General features: G+C 41.0%; 14 protein-coding genes. 5 read left to right on the forward strand and 9 right to left on the reverse strand.

Annotation, left to right across the window (positions count from 1 at the left end; all coding sequences use genetic code 11):
• Window positions 1-188 precede the first annotated feature (188 nt).
• A complete protein-coding gene (mazG, locus tag MMU05_RS07775) occupies window positions 189-989 on the reverse strand; it encodes a nucleoside triphosphate pyrophosphohydrolase (protein ID WP_241141109.1) in 801 nt (266 codons plus the stop codon).
• Window positions 990-1,059: 70 nt separating this feature from the next.
• Between mazG and MMU05_RS07780 the strand changes: the two genes are divergently transcribed.
• The 3 genes from MMU05_RS07780 (at window position 1,060) to MMU05_RS07790 (ending at window position 3,956) form a co-directional block, all read left to right on the forward strand.
• Window positions 1,060-1,290, forward strand: a complete 231-nt coding sequence (locus MMU05_RS07780; protein WP_241141110.1) for a hypothetical protein — start codon at window positions 1,060-1,062, stop codon at window positions 1,288-1,290.
• 59 nt (window positions 1,291-1,349) lie between these two features.
• Window positions 1,350-2,741: a phosphoglucosamine mutase gene (gene glmM / locus MMU05_RS07785; protein WP_241141111.1), complete on the forward strand. Its 1,392-nt coding sequence runs from the start codon at window positions 1,350-1,352 to the stop codon at window positions 2,739-2,741.
• Window positions 2,742-2,813: 72 nt separating this feature from the next.
• Window positions 2,814-3,956: a cysteine desulfurase family protein gene (locus MMU05_RS07790; RefSeq protein WP_241141112.1), complete on the forward strand. Its 1,143-nt coding sequence runs from the start codon at window positions 2,814-2,816 to the stop codon at window positions 3,954-3,956.
• A 45-nt stretch (window positions 3,957-4,001) separates the two neighbouring features.
• Here the strand turns inward: MMU05_RS07790 and MMU05_RS07795 are convergent, their stop codons facing one another.
• On the reverse strand, window positions 4,002-4,463 hold the full coding sequence (locus tag MMU05_RS07795; protein ID WP_241141113.1) for a hypothetical protein: 462 nt from the start codon (window positions 4,461-4,463) through the stop codon (window positions 4,002-4,004).
• 113 nt (window positions 4,464-4,576) lie between these two features.
• On the opposite strand from MMU05_RS07795, the gene MMU05_RS07800 reads away from it, so the two are divergent.
• Together MMU05_RS07800 and MMU05_RS07805 are read left to right on the forward strand one after the other, a co-directional pair.
• A complete protein-coding gene (locus MMU05_RS07800; protein ID WP_241141114.1) occupies window positions 4,577-5,710 on the forward strand; it encodes a DUF4221 family protein in 1,134 nt (377 codons plus the stop codon).
• Between the two features lie 284 nt (window positions 5,711-5,994).
• The gene (locus MMU05_RS07805) at window positions 5,995-7,125 is read left to right on the forward strand and encodes a redoxin domain-containing protein (RefSeq protein WP_241141115.1); all 1,131 of its coding nucleotides are present in this window, start codon (window positions 5,995-5,997) and stop codon (window positions 7,123-7,125) included.
• Between the two features lie 141 nt (window positions 7,126-7,266).
• Here the strand turns inward: MMU05_RS07805 and MMU05_RS07810 are convergent, their stop codons facing one another.
• The 7 genes from MMU05_RS07810 to MMU05_RS07840 form a co-directional block, all read right to left on the reverse strand.
• Entirely contained in the window at window positions 7,267-9,066 is a 1,800-nt protein-coding gene (locus MMU05_RS07810; RefSeq protein WP_241141116.1) for an acyl-CoA dehydrogenase family protein, read from the reverse strand.
• A 79-nt stretch (window positions 9,067-9,145) separates the two neighbouring features.
• Complete coding sequence (locus tag MMU05_RS07815; protein WP_241141117.1) at window positions 9,146-10,321, reverse strand: acetyl-CoA C-acyltransferase; 1,176 nt, start codon at window positions 10,319-10,321, stop codon at window positions 9,146-9,148.
• A 125-nt stretch (window positions 10,322-10,446) separates the two neighbouring features.
• Window positions 10,447-12,852, reverse strand: coding sequence for a 3-hydroxyacyl-CoA dehydrogenase/enoyl-CoA hydratase family protein (locus tag MMU05_RS07820; protein WP_241141118.1), 2,406 nt, complete (start codon window positions 12,850-12,852; stop codon window positions 10,447-10,449).
• 14 nt (window positions 12,853-12,866) lie between these two features.
• Window positions 12,867-13,343 (reverse strand): MarR family winged helix-turn-helix transcriptional regulator, encoded by a 477-nt coding sequence (locus MMU05_RS07825; protein WP_241141119.1) that lies wholly within the window; start codon window positions 13,341-13,343, stop codon window positions 12,867-12,869.
• A gap of 211 nt (window positions 13,344-13,554) precedes the next feature.
• Window positions 13,555-15,312 (reverse strand): AMP-dependent synthetase/ligase, encoded by a 1,758-nt coding sequence (locus MMU05_RS07830; RefSeq protein WP_241141120.1) that lies wholly within the window; start codon window positions 15,310-15,312, stop codon window positions 13,555-13,557.
• A 471-nt stretch (window positions 15,313-15,783) separates the two neighbouring features.
• Window positions 15,784-17,394: an Ig-like domain-containing domain gene (locus MMU05_RS07835; protein WP_241141121.1), complete on the reverse strand. Its 1,611-nt coding sequence runs from the start codon at window positions 17,392-17,394 to the stop codon at window positions 15,784-15,786.
• Between the two features lie 61 nt (window positions 17,395-17,455).
• Window positions 17,456-18,088: a class I SAM-dependent methyltransferase gene (locus MMU05_RS07840; protein WP_241141122.1), complete on the reverse strand. Its 633-nt coding sequence runs from the start codon at window positions 18,086-18,088 to the stop codon at window positions 17,456-17,458.
• Window positions 18,089-18,174 lie beyond the last annotated feature (86 nt).

Raw genomic sequence — 18,174 nt, forward strand, 5'->3', positions numbered from 1 at the left:
TATAGCCATTGAGATACCTAAGGTTTAGTTTGAATTACCTTTAGATTGAAAAACATGTTGGTTTTTATACCTTTTTAAATTCATTCTGCAGGTTTGTCTTTTTAGACTTGTTCCCAAGCAAGTCCATTCTACTTTTAGCAAAAAACGATTTTCCAAAATCGAAATCTGGAGTAGCCCGAAAATTTCAATCAAAGCTTTTTCGCTTCTTCCCAATACACGTCCATTTCTGCCAGGCTCATGTCCTCTATTTTTCTTCCGGCTGATTTCGCGGCATTTTCGAGGTATTGGAAGCGTTTGATAAACTTGAGGTTGGTCCGTTCCAATGCTTCCTCTGGATTGATATCGATAAACCTTGCGTAGTTGATCAAAGAAAAAAGTAAATCTCCAAACTCCCCGGTTGCCTTTATTTTATCAATTTCCTGTCCCTCCAAGGTGTTGAATTCTTCCTTGAATTCCTGCATTTCCTCTTCCACTTTTTCCCATACCTGATGCTTTTCTTCCCAATCAAATCCAACTCCGCGTGCCTTTTCCTGGATCCTCATGGCCTTGATCAAAGCCGGTAAAGACTTCGGCACACCGCCAAGAACAGAGGTATTTCCTTTTTCACTGAGTTTGATTTTCTCCCAGTTTTGTTTGACGGTTTCCTCATCTTTGGCAACGGTATCTCCATAGATGTGGGGATGTCGGCGGATCAGCTTTTCGCAAAGGCTATCAATGACTGTTCCGATATCGAAGGCTTCTTTTTCGGCACCGATTTTGGCATAGAAAACAATGTGAAGGAGAATGTCCCCCAATTCCTTTTTGATTTCTTCTAGGTTGTTTTCAAGGATAGCGTCTGACAATTCAAAAGTTTCTTCGATAGTGAGGTGTCTGAGGCTCTCAAGGGTCTGCTTTCTGTCCCATGGACATTGCTCACGGAGCTCATCCATGATGGTCAATAGTCTATCAAAAGATTGTAGTTGGGTTTTTCTTAAAGATAAATCAGACATATGCGGGAAACTAATCGGAAAGTGAGGACGTTTTCAAAGTATTACGTAAATTTGCGCAAATTATATTGATATGGCAACCTTGTATTTGACTTTGGGATTCTTGGCATTGTTCTTCGTTTTGATGTCTGTAAGGCTTATTTTCCTCAAAAACGGCGAGTTTAAAGGGACCTGTGCTTCACAAAATCCATACCTGAACAAAGACGGAGGGACTTGCGGCTATTGTGGCAAAACAGTGGATGCAAACAGTTCCTGTGGCAATCCAGACAATGAAGTGGACAAAGTTTTGGCCAAATTCAAATAAGGATTTTTCACCTCCCGGAATTTTCGGGATTTTTCAATCAGCACTTAAAACTCTTCAATGTGGCGTTAATCAAATCTATTTCCGGTATCAGAGGTACTATCGGAGGCAAACCTGGTGAGGGATTGACTCCGTTGGACGTTGTCAAATTTACTTCAGCCTATGGCAGTTGGGTGATCAACCAAACAAAAAATCCAAAAGTGGTTATCGGCAGGGATGCAAGAATCTCAGGTGAAATGGTTTCCAAACTTGTAGCAGCAACGCTTCAGGGTTTGGGAATTGATGTGATCGACCTTGGCCTCAGCACTACCCCGACTGTCGAATTGGCTGTTCCTTTGGAAAAAGCCGGAGGTGGAATCATCCTTACCGCCAGCCATAACCCTATCCAATGGAATGCCTTGAAACTGCTCAACGACAAAGGGGAATTCATTTCAGACCTGGAAGGAAAATCCATTTTGGACAATGCGGAAAAAGAAAACTTCTCCTTTGCGGAAGTCAAAAAACTGGGAAAATATATCCAAATCGACGATTACATCGACCGACATGTACAGCATGTACTTGGTCTAAAGCTAGTCGACAAAGAAGCTATTGCTGCCAAAAAATTTAAAGTAGTCATTGATTGTGTGAATTCCACAGGAGGCATTGCTTTGCCAAAATTGCTAAGAGCACTCGGCGTGGAGGATATCGAGGAAATGTTTTGTACTCCTGACGGACATTTTCCCCATAATCCCGAACCTCTTCCTGAAAATCTCAGGGACATAGCCGACAAACTTAAAAAAGGCAAATATGACCTGGGCATCGTCGTAGATCCTGATGTCGACAGACTTTGCTTTATGAATGAAGACGGGAGTCCTTTTGGGGAGGAATACACTTTGGTGGCTGTGGCAGATTACGTGCTTTCGCAGACTCCCGGCAATACCGTTTCCAACCTGAGTTCTACACGGGCATTGAGAGATGTCACCGAAAAAAGGGGCGGACACTACCACGCAGCGGCTGTTGGCGAAGTCAACGTCGTCAATAAAATGAAGGAGACAAATGCGATCATCGGTGGGGAAGGCAACGGCGGTGTCATCTATCCGGAATCCCATTATGGACGTGATGCTTTGGTAGGTATAGGTTTGTTTTTGACGCATTTGGCCAAGTTTGGCAAGACAATCTCCAGACTGAGAGCGAGCTATCCCAACTACCATATTTCTAAAAATAAAATTGAACTGACTCCAGAAATCAACGTGGACAAGATCCTCGAAGAAGTCAAAAAGAAATATAAAAAGCAGCCGATCAATGACATTGACGGCGTCAAGATAGAGTTTGACAAGGAATGGGTGCATTTGAGAAAATCCAATACCGAACCCATTATCAGGATCTATTCTGAGTCTGAAAGTCAGGCCACTGCTGACCACTTGGCGAATAAAATCATTCTTGATATCAAAGAAGTGGTGACGAGCTCAAAGTGATTTCAACTATTGTTTGTGAAGACACAAACAATGGCTGATAAAAACAAAATACCCCGACCCAAATAGAAGAAAATGAGAGTTTATTTAGACAATGCCGCCACCACTGCCATGGACGACCGCGTGATCGAGGCCATGCTTCCTTTTATGAGACAGCATTACGGCAATCCTTCTTCCGTACACAGCCATGGAAGAGAAGTCCGGTCTGCGATCGAAAAGGCAAGAAAGAAAGTGGCGGAATTGCTCAATGCCTCTCCTGCTGAAATATTTTTTACCTCAGGCGGTACAGAAGCTGACAATACTGCACTCGTCTGCGGCATAGAAACTCATGGGATCAAGCATGCCATCACTTCCCCGATAGAGCACCATGCCGTCTTGCATACTTTGGAGGATTGTGCCAAAAAAGGAAAGGTAAAGCTCAGCCTTTTGGATGTCAATAATAAAGGAGAAATCAACCTTGACCAACTCAGGGAATTGCTTCAGGCAAATCCTAATTCGTTGGTTTCCCTGATGCATGCCAACAATGAAATCGGAAATATCAATGACTTGGCTGCCATTGGTGGTATGACTAAAGAATACGGGGCTTTCTTCCATTCGGACACCGTGCAGACCATGGGACATTTTGTCCACGATCTCAAAAATCTTCCTGTAGATGCCATCGTGGCCGGTGGGCACAAATTCCACGGACCAAAAGGTTCAGGTTTTTTATATGTGAGAAAGGATAAAAAAATCCATCCCTTCATCCACGGCGGTGCCCAGGAAAGGAATATGCGTGGAGGTACCGAAAATGTCATCGGCATCGTAGGCATCGCCAAAGCCTTGGAACTTGCCTATGAAGACATGGCAGGACACCGCACCCATATCGAAGGATTGAAAAAACATTTTATTGAATCGCTCCAATACCATCTTCCTGAAGTCGGTTTTAATGGGCTTTCAGCGGATTTTGATAAAAGTCTCTACACGGTATTGAATGTGAGTTTGCCTCCTTCTGAAGAAAACAGGGGTATGTTGCTTTTCAACCTTGACTTGCATGGGATTTCTGCTTCCGGCGGTTCGGCCTGCAGTAGCGGTGCTACTGTCGGTTCACATGTCCTCCGGGCAATCAACCACGATCCCGAAAGAGAATCCGTGAGGTTTTCCTTCAGCAGATTCACTACCAAAGAAGAGATCGATTATACTGTGGAGAAGTTGAAAGAACTTTATGGGGTGACGGTTTGATTTTGAAAAATAACTTTTCCAAAGTTTCAAACTTTGGAAAAGATTTTATTTGGGTTTAATCTCAGTTCTCTTGATTTTCCTGAAGTACTTGTCAGCCCCGTCACGATAGCTGTCATTGGCAAACATCTGACCATCGCAAATAAATAATCTTCCCGAAACCAAAAAAATCCGAGGGTCAGTATCAAACCCATAATAGTTGAAATCAACTGTTTTTAGCGTCCAAGAAAAATCCGTTATTCCGGATTTGTCTTCCTTCTTGCCTGTGCCATCATCGTAAAAGGTGATTTTGGTGCCTGAATACATATTGGAATCTTTTTTCATTCCTTCCCTTGATTCAGGACAACAGACTGTAAACTGCCATTCCCAAGTGCCTAATACTTCTGTTTCAAGGATCGATTTTTCCAAAGAACCTGAAGCTGTACATTCGCTGAAGTCAGGGACGCTTTTGTCGATACAGGAAAACAAAAGGGGAAGAATAAAAATTATGAGGTAGGCAGATTTTTTCATCTCTTGCGGATATTTAATACTTCTTTTTAAAGGTTGGGAAAAATAATACAAAAAACAACTAACCTCTTGTTCGTTACCGCTTTCGGGTTTATTTTTAGAGATTCTCCTTTCAAATGAAAAATCTAAGTTTTGTAATTGCCTTAATGTTATTATGGTCCTGCGGGAATAAAAATGGAAATGGAAAAGTTGGTTCCTTTGATTTTTCTATAGAAATAGACACTGTCCTAGTTGACTCCAAAGGGGAAGTGCTGATGGCGGGGACATATTTGTCAGCTTTTGATTTATCTGAAGACAAAAAATTCCTCTATAATTTTGATCACAATACTTATCAAGTTGAGGTGATTGATTTGGATAAACTCGAAATTGAAAGGAAAATTCAGTTGGAAATGGAAGGACCAAACGGAATTGGAGATTACCCAAATTATTTATTTGCTTTAGGAAGCACCGAATTGGCCTTTTCAAATTACATGACTTGTGTAGCTGTAAATCTAAATAGCGAGAAAACTTTTGAATTCAATTTAGTGAAGGATAGATTAGAAAGTGACAGTTTAAAGAGTAATGAAAGTTTGTATCCGGATTTTTTGTTCATTGACGGGCACAAGGAGTTATATACCATGATTGAAACTTTTGGCCAAAACATTACCACCATTGGATTGGTCAATACCGGTACCAAAACATTGAAGAGAATTGAAATCCCCCAATTGGAAAAGTTAAAGAATTTCAGAGTACTTTGGAAAAATGGAAATGCAAGATCCCTAAAAGCACCTTTGGTAACTATGGGTATTTGGGATAAAAAAATTCTTATTGCCAATAACACCATAAATGAGGTAATCGTTTATGATCCAAAATCAGAATCTATTTCTGTTAAGACCTTTGAAAGTAAACTTACTCCCAATCAAAAAACTCCAAATGAAAAGGTTGAAGTGGGCACGATACAAGAATTTATGGCAGGAGCAATCAAGTTGAATGAACAAATCGAATTCGGACAGTTGAATTGGGATCCTTTTACTAAAAGGTTTTACAGGCTTTCAAGTATTTCATTACCTAGACCTGAAGGTGTAGAAACCTATAAAGCCGAGGTATTTTTGACTGTTTTTAATGAGGATTTGAATATGATCGGCGAGACCAAAGTGGAAGGATTTTCTGGACCTCCCAGCGTTAATTTTTTCAAGGACGGAGCCATCTGGATCCACATAAATGTGAATGATGAATTGGGCTTTATCAGAATTAAGGTTTCGGAGAGATGAAAAATTGTAAGGGAATAGAGTTTTATTTTATCTCAGGGTTACTGCTTTTGGAGCCACAAGCAGGGGCCTGTGAATGTTAGAAAAATAATCCATTTAGGTGAAAAACTCTTAAAATCACTAAATTTTGGTTTCAATCCTGTTTCCAAATTATAAGTCAAGAGAGGCTCATATCTTTTTTAAATACCTACCCGTTAATGTTTTCCAAAGACCCATTTATGAACCCTTACCCGAGAGTGAAATTTGTTTGCCTGACCCTTGCTTTTACACTTTTTAGTCACTTTTCCATGTCCCAAAAGATAGGTTTGGGAGATAAGATCCCTTCCTTCGAAGTAATTGATCTTAAAACGGATGAGGTTAAGAAATTTGAAAATCAAACCGGAAAAATCATTTTAATCGACTTTTGGGCAACATGGTGCGGACCTTGTATAGCAGGAATGCCGCATTTGGAAAGTCTCCAAAAGACTTTTCCTTCTGAACTTCTCGTGCTTGCCGTCAGTGATGAAAGTCCGGAAAGAATTAAAAAATTTATGGTGAACCGGCCCTTCGGTTTTTCTTTTGTATCAGATAAAGAGAAGAATCTGCAGAAATATTTCCCACACAGGATTATCCCGCACACAGTTTTGATTGATAAGTACGGCGAAGTGATAGCCATTACCTCACCGGATCAAATCACCGAAAAAACAATCCGGGACTTATTGGATGGAGAAAAACCTATTATGCCATTAAAACAGGAGCAGGTAGGTTTTGATCCCAGCCATGATTTTTTTGAAGTGGCCGAGGATATGGATCAATATTTTGTGATCCAAAAGGAATTCGAAGGTGTTCCCACTTTTTCCAAAGTTCCAAATCAAGGAACATTTGCTAAAAGAAGAATAACCGCCCATAATTTCTCGATAGAAGGACTTTATAGGATGGCATTTCAAAAAAGCTCCATGAGGTTAGAGTATTTAATTGATAAAGAATTGGTAGCCTATAAACCTGGAAACCTATACAGCGTGGACGTGATTGTGTCGAAAGGAAGTGAACCTTACCTTCATGAGTATTTTGCAAAAGGGCTTACTGAATGGTTTGAGATAAAAGGGAAACTTGAAAAACGGACCACCGAGGTAATCGTTTTGTATTCAAAAGGTCAGGCAAACCTGATAGAATCGAAAGAATACAACTCCTACAGCGGGCGAAGCGGTACATTTCAAAGTGAGGGAGCCTACTTGAATGATTTGGCCGAATATCTTGAGGGTTTTAATGTTTTGGGCTTACCTGTAGTGAACGTAACCAATCTCAATGGCACCTATTTCTTTGACCTGAATTTTGAACCGGAAAATCCACAAAGCCTTATCGATGCCTTGAAAAGTTTAGGCTTGGCAATCAAAAAAGAATCTCTGGAAATTGATGTATTGGTTTTGTATAAGGATTAAGGTTTTGGAGAATTGAAATAGAAACCTTTTGCAAAGTTTCAAACAAAAAAGCCCCCGTTTCCGGAGGCTTTTTTTGCGTCATTGCGTCTTTGCGTGAGATTTTATCTCGGTGTCTTAGTGCCTTTGTGGGCCTCTAAATTTTTAAGAAAAAGGATACTTCCCTTTCTCAATCATATAGTCCGCAACCTGTCTTCTCAACTCCTTGGTATTGACGAGATCGGCTTTGGTATACCGCTTCAATCCCATCAACATCACTTTCTGCTCGTCACCTTTGGTAAATGCCGCAATGGCTTCTTTGGCTGCTGTCTGGATTTTTTCCACCGCCTCAAAAAGATACACCTGCGTCATCGCAATCTGCGGCTGACAGGCCTCTTCACCTCTCAGGCCCACGAGTTTTTCTGTTCTCAGGATGACAGACTCCGCAGCATAGATTTCAATCATCAGGTCTGCAAGGTTCATCATGACTTCCTGCTCGGACTCGATTTTGTCTGCCAAAGCCATCGCTGCTTTTCCGCCCACCATCAGAAATACTTTTTTGAGTTTCTTGATGGTTTCTTTTTCTGCTGCAAAAAGCTCAGAAGTATCCACTGTCTCGAAGCTTGGCACAGAAGTCAATTCCGCCGAAACAGCCATTGCCGGTTCGAACAAGTTGATTTCTCCTTTCATCGCCCTTTTGAGCAACATGCCCACCATCAGCATGCGGTTGATTTCGTTGGTTCCTTCGTAAATCCTGGAAATACGGGCATCCCTATAAGCACGCTCCATCGGTGCATCGGCTGAATATCCCATGCCACCATAGACCTGCACACCCTGATCGACAACATAGTCGAGTACTTCCGAACCGTGAACTTTCGCTATTGCCGCTTCAATGGCAAATTCCTCCAAAGCTTTCAATTTAGCCTGTGCATCCGGCATGCCTTCGGCAGCAAGTGCATCCATCCTGTCTTCAATATCCTGACCGGCACGGTAGCAAAGTGACTCGCAGGCATAAGTCCTGACGGCCATTTCTGCCAATTTTTGCTTGATAGCACCAAAGGAATTGATCGAAACTCCAAATTGCTTGCGCTCTCCAGCATACTTCACCGACATCGAAGCCACCGATCTACAGCCACCCAAAACGCCTGCACCGAGTTTGATCCTTCCTATATTGAGGATGTTCACTGCGATTTTGAAACCGTTTTGTCTGTCGGAAAGCATGTTTTCCACAGGAACTTTGCAGTCGTTGAAGAATACCTGACGGGTGGAAGAACCTTTGATACCCATCTTCTTCTCTTCTTCGTTCATGGTAATCCCGCCAAATCCTTTTTCCACAATAAATGCGGTTAGGTTCTTGTCGTTTTCGATTTTGGCAAAGACGATGAATAGGTCTGCAAATCCCGCATTGGAGATCCACATTTTTTGTCCGGTTAGGAGGTAGTGCTTGCCATCTTCGGTCAAAGTAGCTTTGGTCTTGCCGCTGTTGGCATCCGATCCTGCATCCGGCTCGGTGAGACAATAACAGGCTGCCCATTCACCGGTGGCCAACTTGGGTAGGTATTTGGATTTTTGGTCCTCAGTACCATAATACAAAATCGGAAGTGTACCGATGCCAGTATGTGCGCCGTAAGTGGTGGAAAAAGATCCAGCTCCCCCGATGATGTCAGCGATAAGCATAGAAGAGTTGAAACTCATGCCCATGCCGCCGAATTCCTCAGGAACGGCGATTCCCAAGAGACCGAGGTCTCCGGCTTTTTTGAATATGGAGGGAACGAGTTCAGGATGTTTCATGCTGTCGATTTCCTCACTGCGTGGATGGATTTCGGTATCGATAAAATCCTGACAGGCCTGAGCCATCATTTTTTGTTCTTCAGTAAATTCTTCAAAGATGAAGATGTCCTTTGCTTTGGTTTCCTTGACAAGGAATTCGCCGCCGTTGAGAGAGGTCTTGATAGTGGTATTCATATATTTTCTTTTATAACTTTTTTTTGAAGTATCAAGAATTAAGATGTGAGAAATGGATTTCACATCTCAAATCTCATGTCTATTTTAGAAGTTCGAAAACTCCTGCAACTCCCTGACCACCGCCAACGCAGGCAGTGACAAGTCCGTACTTTTTGTTTTGCCTGCGGAGTTCGTGGAAAAGTTGTACGGAAAGCTTGGCTCCGGTACAGCCGAGTGGGTGACCGAGTGCGACGGCACCTCCATTGACATTGACTTTGCTGATGTCCATATCGAGGGATTTGATCACTGCCAAACCCTGTGCAGCAAAAGCCTCATTCAATTCGATCAGGTCAATTTTATCCAATGTCAATCCGGCTTGTTTGAGCGCTTTGGGTACGGCTTCTTTTGGACCGATGCCCATGATTCTAGGATCTACGCCAGCTACGGAATAAGACATCATCCTGGCGATCGGCTCAAGGTTGAGTTCTTTGACCATCCGCTCTGACATGACGACCACGAATGCGGCCCCGTCAGAGGTTTGGGAGGAATTTCCCGCTGTTACTTGTCCGTTCATTTTGAAGGCCGGCTTGAGGTTCGCAAGGACTTCAGAAGTCGTGCCTGCCCTTGGCCCCTCGTCTGTGTCAACGATGGTTTTTCTGATTTTCCTTTTCCCTTTTTCGTCCAAATAAGTTTCTTCTACTTCGATGGGAACGATCTGCTCTTTGAATTTGCCGGCGGCGATGGCTGCCAAAGCTTTGGTATGGGAATTTGCAGAAAATTCATCTGCTTGCTCACGAGTGATTTCATAGTCCTTGGCGAGTTCTTCAGCGGTCAAACCCATGCTCAGGTAATATTCCGGAGTCTGGGAGGCGATTTTCCAGTTGAGGACAGTCTTATATCCCATCATCGGGAGCATGGACATGGATTCTGTCCCTCCGGCGATGATGCAATCAGCCATTCCAGCTTTGATTTTGCCTACAGCTAGCGCGATTGCCTCCAATCCCGAACCGCAGTATCTATTGATGATAAAACCCGGGTTGTCGATACCGAGTGCCAAAAGGGAAATCATCCTTCCCATCTGCATGCCCTGTTCGGCTTCCGGGATGGCATTGCCCACAATCAGGTCATCGACCATTTTGTTTTCCAATCCGGGCGTGTTGGCCACAAGGTGCTTGATCACATCTGAGGCCAAATCGTCAGGCCGGTAGAATCTGAAGCCGCCTTTTTTGGCTTTTCCTACCGCCGATCTATATCCGTTTACTATATATGCTTCCATATTGTCTTCTTAATTTTAGGTTATTTGTTGAAATCCAAACTTTTTTTCCTTTTTGGATTTATAGATTTGAGATATAAGATGTGAGACAGTCTCATATCTCACGTCTTATATCTCACATCTATTTTTCAATTTCTCAGCGGTTTACCTTTAAACAAGATGCTGTGTATCCTTTCGAGGGTTTTTTTCTCCCCTGTCAAGCTCAAGAAAGCTTCGCGTTCAAGATCGAGTAAGTACTGTTCGCTGACTTCGGTCGCGGATGACAGATCGCCTCCTGACATGACCCAACCCAATTTCCTTGCTATTTTGGCATCATGTTGGGAAATGTAATTGCCATAGACCATACCGGTGATACCCGCTTCGAAAAGTGCCAGGGAGGTTTTTCCCAAGACCTTGATATTGGTCTGCTGCACAGGTTGGATGTATCCGGCTTCATACAAAGCCAAAACTTTAGCCTTGGCATCGGCGAGCTGACGCTTACGGTTGATGGTGATCGCATCTTTGATTTGCAGGTATCCCAATCCTCTTGCCTCAGCAGCCGAAGTGGATACTTTGGCAGTAGCGATATTCATGAAATATTCCTGAAGCCTGTTGAGCTCAACATCACCTGCTTTGGATTCATTGGAAAAACGCAAAGTCATCTCTTTGGTACCTCCGCCTGCAGGAATCAATCCCACCCCAAATTCTACCAAACCCATATACAATTCTGCATGGGCTTGAACGGCATCTGCATGAAGAGAAAGTTCACAACCTCCTCCAAGGGCCATATTATGCGGTGCTACCACTACCGGAACGGAAGAATACCGCGCACGCATCATGGTGTTTTGAAATCCGGCAATCATCAAGTTGATTTCGTCAAACTCCTGATCTCCGGCAAACATGAACAACATGGCAAGGTTGGCTCCGGCGGAGAAGTTTCCTCCTTCATTGCCGATGACAAGACCTTTATAGGATTTTTCGGCCATATTGATCGCGGTATTGATACCTTCGATCACTTCTTGACCGATAGAGTTCATTTTGGTATGGAATTCCAAACCGATGACATCATCACCCAAATCGTAGACAGTCGTACCGGCATTGCCCCAAAGTTTTTTGTTGGCTGCCTTGAGTGTGTCAAGGATGATAAAATCTTCCACTCCCGGAATTGGCAAGTAGCTTTTGGAAGGAATATCATAATATCTACGCTGTCCACCTTCCACTTTATAGAAAGATGCATGTCCTGCAGCAAGCATTTCATGAACCCAAGCAGCGGCTTTTTCTCCTGCAGCTTCCATCTTCTCTACCGTACCTTTGACGCCAAGGATGTCCCATGTCTCGAAAGGACCCAATTCCCAACCAAAACCTGCCGAAACAGCTTGGTCGATTCTGTATAATTCATCGGAGATTTCAGGGATCCTGTGGGAGCAATATTTGAAGAGATCATAAAAAGATGCCCTATAAAATTCACCCGCCCGGTCATCGAAGTTTACCAAGAATTTGATTCTCTTCCTCAGGTCATCGATTTCTTTGGAAGCCTCCAAGGCTTTGAATTTTGGTTTTTCTGTGTCTTTGTATTCAAAAGTCTTCAAATCAAGTTCTTTCAGTTCTTTAGTCCCGTCCTTGTGGCGGATCATTTTGAAATATCCCTGACCGGTTTTGTCCCCCAACCATTTGTTGTCATAAAGTACTTTGACAATATTTGGGAGAAGAAATTTGTCTCTTGATTCATCGTGGGTCAATGTCTTGTAAAGGTTATTGGAGACATTGACAGTGGTATCCAAACCGACCACATCCATCGTTCTGAAAGTAGCCGACTTTGCCCGACCAATAATTGGTCCTGTAAGTTTGTCTACCTCAGATACGCTCAGACCCATTTTCTCAATGGCATGCATCCCTGAAATGATGGCATAAACCCCGATCCTGTTGGCGATGAATGCGGGAGTGTCTTTACATAAAACAGTTTCTTTGCCTAAAAACCTATCCCCAAAATCCATGAGGAAGTCGATGACTTCTGGATTTGTTTTTGGTCCAGGGATGATTTCCAACAACCTGAGGTATCTTGGCGGATTGAAAAAGTGGGTTCCCGCAAAGTTGACCTGAAAGTCCTCTGACCTACCTTCGCTCATCATGTGCATAGGTATGCCTGAGGTATTGGAAGTGATCAAAGTTCCAGGTTTCCTGTATTTCTCTACTTTCTCAAAAAGTGATTGCTTGATGTCCAACCTTTCGACGACCACTTCCATTACCCAATCGTAATCTTTGATTTTTGGCAAATCATCATCAAAATTTCCTGTGGTAATCCTCGCGATCGAGGTAGCATCATACAAAGATGCCGGCTTTGCCTTCATCGTGTTGTCAAGCGCGGAATTCACAATCCGGTTCCTGACTATTTTGTCGGTGACGGTCAGGCCCTTTTTCTTTTCATCATCATTGGGTTCATTGGGGACAATATCAAGAAGCAAAACCTGCACGCCGATATTGGCAAAATGGCAGGCAATCCTTGACCCCATCACTCCTGAACCTAAAATGGCTACTTTCTTAATGGTTCTTTTCATAAAATGTGTTGGTTTTAAATTTCATACAACTGACTGTTGTACTCATTGGGGTTTATAGTTTCTGTTTGTAAATTATCTATCACATGGTTGATCTTTTGGAAAACGGTAAAAAAAATCTCCAATTCTTCGCTACTGACCACTTCTCTTACCTGCTCATTGAATTCCATGATTGTCTGTACGGAGATTTCCTTTTTCCGCTTTCCTTCCGGGGTCAGAAAAATCCTCACCGATCTCTTGTCAATGGGATCAGGTTTTTTGTAAATCAGCCCTTTCTCTTCCATACTCTTCAGCATGCGGGTAAGGCTACGGGCCTCCAACCCCATTAGCGGGGCGATTTTGGTAGCAGGTGTTCCTTCCTTTGAGTTGATATTGATCAATACAAATCCGATGGCTGTGGTAAAATCTTCCTGAGCTGCTTTTTGATTGTACATCCTGGAAATCGCATGCCAGGCACTCTTGATATGATAGTCAACTGTCTCTTCGCGCTTCATAGGTGTATTTTAGTACGCCTAATGTAATAAAAATATTGTATGCATGCATACTAAATTGAAAAAAAGTTATGCATGCATAAGAAATTAAGTTTAGGGTTTGGGTAAATAAAAAAAACTATATTCTGAATATTTACAGAATATAGTTTTTAATAATGGTTTGTGCGTTAAAATTGAGATTATCCCAAAATAAGATTCTTATTTGAATTTATTGTTAAGCGTATAAGGATTCGATTTCTTTGGCAAATTTTTGGTGGATAATTTTCCTTTTCAGTTTCATCGTCGGAGTCAATTCACCTGATTCCACTGTCCAATGTTGGGTCAGAATCTTGAATCTTTTGACCTGCTCCCATTTGCCAAAGTACTTGTTGAGATTATCAATTTCCTTTTGGAACTTATCAAGTATCTCAGGCTTTTGAAGCATTTCGGCATCTGTGGTATAAGGAATGTCTTTATGTCTGCACCAATCCTGTAATCCCATGATACTTGGTACAATCAAAGCTGCCGGGTAATTTTTGTTTTCTCCTACTACCAAAACCTGCTCGATCAATGAAGATTCCTTGAACTTGTTTTCCATTGGTTGCGGAGCGATATATTTGCCACCTGAAGTCTTGAACATCTCTTTTTTACGGTCAGTAATTTTGAGATAATGACCTTCATGAAGTTCTCCTATATCACCTGTATGAAACCATCCGTCCGGTTCCAATACTTCGGCTGTCAACTCCGGCTGCTTATAATATCCCTGCATGACATTAGGACCTTTGACCATAATTTCTCCATCAGCAGCAATTTTGACTTCAACGTCCCGGACTATTTTCCCTACCATGCCAATGCGGATGTCCTGAAGGTTACAAATCGAAGCAGAAACGACCGGGGAAGTTTCGGTAAGTCCATATCCTTCGTTGACAGGAATACCCGCACTCCAAAACACCCTTGCCAATCTTGGCTGCAAAGCTGATGCACCTGAATTGATCTGCATGACATTGCCTCCCAAAGCTTCACGCCATTTACTGAATATGATCTTGTTCGCAAGTTTTAATTGGAAATTATACCATGAACCTTGGTCTTTATTAGGTTCATATTTTAGCCCAAGATTCAATGCCCAAAAGAAAAGAGATTTTTTTACACCTGTTAGTTCATAACCTTTGGAAACGATTTTGTCATAGACTTTTTCTAAAAGCCTTGGAACAGTGTTGAAAATATGAGGCTGTACTTCTTTGAGGTTTTCTCCGATTGCTTCCATGCTTTCTGCATAGTAGATGGATACTCCCATAAATATAAAACAAAATGAGCCTGTACGTTCGTAGATGTGACAAAGTGGGAGAAAGCTTAGTGCTTTGGCCTCACCTCTAGGGATAATCATCCGATCTTCAATGGCATAAAGGTTACTGATGACATTGGAATGTGTCAGCATGACTCCTTTTGGCCTTCCGGTTGTTCCTGAGGTATAAATAATTGTAAATAGGTCGCTATACTTCACTGCTTCCTTCATGGCCTCGAGATCCGCCAGATTACCACCTTCGCCCCTTGCCATGAAATCTTCCCAATTTTCGCAGCCCTTAATCTTATCAAAAGACACAATTTGGACATCCATATCTTTGGATCCTTCGACTGCTTTTTCAAAGATTTCCTGACTGCCTACAAAAACCTTCTTGACCTCTGCATGGTGAAAAATGTAATTGTAATCATCAGCAGATATGGTCGGATACATGGGAACAGAAATAGCACCTATTTGCTGTAATGCCAAATCGATGAAATTCCACTCAGGCCTGTTGTCAGATATGATGGCTACTTTGTCGCCTTTACCGATTCCTGTTTCTAAAAATGCGAGACTAAGGTTATCTACAATTTTTTTTAAATCCCGGCTAGAATAAGTTTTCCATGAGCCGTTGATTTTTTGGGCCAATGCGATTTTTTTGTCATATGTCGCAATTTGGAAATTGATGAGGTCGAAGAGTCTGGTGATTTGCATGGTTATGAAGGGTTGGGAATGTTGTTGAAATTAGATAAAACCTTTCAGTAATCCAAAAAACGTACATTCATCAATTTTCTACAGCTTTATATATTTAATATATTATTTAATTAAATAAAACTACTGTTGTTATTAAGGTGTGGATTTGTGGACAATTCGTCCCTAAAAAGTAATCAACAAATTGATTTTTAGTTTTTACCTTGTTTTCCACCGGTAATCCACATGGTGATTTTCTTCAAGTTATTGTATATCAATCTAATTTTTTGATTTTGATTTATCTTGTGGGTAACAGGTTTTAGATAATTGTCGATTGCCTAATGTGATCGTATTTGTGAATAACTGTGGATGGTTAGGCACTTATTCCTGAATTTCACTTTTTCTATGGCTGAATGTAGATTGTCTATGGATAAGTACTATGTTATGCTCATGTTATGAGAACTTATACACAGATTATAATCCTGTTATCTACATTTATTGAGGCAATTTTTCTTGTTTTTTGGTAGGTGTTGGCTGTTTATTTGGTTCAATTGTGACTTCCAAGGACCAACCTCCGCGGATTATTGTATCTCTTGGGTTTTCATTTGCACTGTTTTCCAAGTAATAAATTGGTTCAGCCTGTCTATTTTCTATCATGTTAGAGGTATCCCATACTTTGTTTCGATTGAGGTCTATGATCGCTCTTATGGTATAGGTACCCGGTTCTATGTTTCGAAAAATGGCAATATTTGATTCACTAAGGTATTGTTCAGCAATAATTTCCTCTTTTTTGTCTTGTATCTGGACTATAATCGGAAGAATGTCTGTGTTGACTTTGACTTTTATTTCTTCTGCTAATGTTTCTTTATCCAGTCTTTTGAATGAAGCCTCAATTTTCTTTTCGTTGTATTCCCCTTCAATGTCTTTAAATGTAGAATCCATTGCCTGGAAATTAAATATTTCCTTCTTTACTGAATCTGACACTGTTACGTTTAAGCTCAATAAAGTTCTGTCTGAACTGTCTTTGAATGAGAGCATTTCCGGTTTGATAAAAATGAATGATGCACTATCATATTTGAAAAATAATGAATCGTAATTGACCTCAGACAAAGGTTTGTTGAATTTGATCTCGGCTTGAATAGTTGAAATAAAGTTTTTTCGACCGTTCAGTGTTGGTTCAAGTTTCTCATTTTTTCTTTCTGAGTTCTCAAACTTGCTATATATTATGGTATCTAATTTGAATCCTACAGAGTCTGTTAAGGCTATTTTTATGGGGATGCTGTCATTTCTTAAGGTAGTGTGGTATAATCTGATGGTTTTTTCATTTTGCCTGTAAAAAAGGGTCTTATTCAAGTCCTCGTGTTCTACCTTTACTCCTACCGGAAATTTACTGAGGACGATGTCATAGTTTGTTCCTGAGACTCCTGTTCTGTTTATCTTGAATTCTGAAAGATCGGCTTTGGAAAGGAAAAATTGAGTATCTGTGATGTTCCCGGAAATTTTTATTGGTTCTGAAAGGAATCCATATGCCTCTTGTTTTTCTTCTGCTTTAAGGGAATTGTTTGGGTCATGCCAGGCATATGCCTTGTAGTCTCCGGCTTTGATGTTGGTAAGTTGGAAATTTCCGATAGAATCTGTTTGACCAATATAGTATGGGGCTGCTGTCAAGACGTTGGTTGTGTCCTCTGTAGTATATAAGCCAACCAATACGTCTGTAATGTTTTTGTCCCTTTGTGGCAATATGAAAGAGACATTGCCGGAGACTGTGAGGCTATCGATTTGAGGTCCGGTTGAAAAAACCAACCTTAGGTTTTCAGGAGTATTATTTTCTGTAATGTCTTTGATTGATTTTTGGAAGTTGAAAACATAAGTTGTGCTGTCTTCTAATTCTTGGTTTAGATTGATGATAACACGGTTCTTATTTGTAGTTACCTCCATTTCATCTTTATTGATCCGCGGAGTTATGATTATTTGTTTATTTGGTGTTTCCGTCTTGATATACTCATCAAACTCAAGTTCAATGACGGTAGGTTTTACATTAAGAGATTTATTGGATGGTGTAATGGATAAAAGTTTTGGTGGTTCCTCATCTTGTGGTCCACCCATGGGTGTACTTTGTTTTGCGCAGGATACCAATATAATAATGATAAGTACTCCAAATATTTGATTAATGTATCTCATTTTTTTTCTTCAAAATAAACAATAAACTTGAATAGTTATTATTGTTTTTCTTTGCCCAATTATTTGATTTATAGCCTGTTACAAAAGCATTTATCATTTTTATAAATTTATTTGAATTGGCATTTTGGAAATTTTCTGACAACAAAGACACATAATAGCTATCAAATTTTTGGGGTTCTATGCCCACAATTTGAAGGCCCATTTCTTCCGCAAATGCCCGTATGGTTTCTTGATTGAAATGGTATAAATGTCTTGGGACATCAAAGGCGGCCCAATTTGTACCGTATGCTTTAGCATCATAAGATTCTATGTTTGGAACAGCGATGAATAATGTTCCATTATCTTTGAGAAGGTTAATGATTTTTTTGCCTGATTTTCGCAAGTCATGAATATGTTCTAAGACATGGTATAGACTTATAGCATCAAACTTTTTGCTTTTTTTATAATCATCAAGAGTTTCTGAAACCTTCAATTTTTTACCAGAGGCAATTTTTCTAGCAGTATCATTGGGTTCAATTCCCCAGGTTTTCCAACCGTTTTGTTTGGCTGCTAAAAGAAAATATCCTGTACCACATCCAATATCAAGCAACAAACCTTTTTTTTCTGTGTATTGGTTCAACCAAGAAACCTTTGATTTTATAGTCAGGTTTCTTATCCACTTGTATAGAATATTGATAATATTTGTAGACTTATTTTGATGGGAAA

The sequence above is a fragment of the Cognataquiflexum rubidum genome (assembly GCF_022538115.1).
GTDB classification, from domain to species: domain Bacteria; phylum Bacteroidota; class Bacteroidia; order Cytophagales; family Cyclobacteriaceae; genus Cognataquiflexum; species Cognataquiflexum rubidum.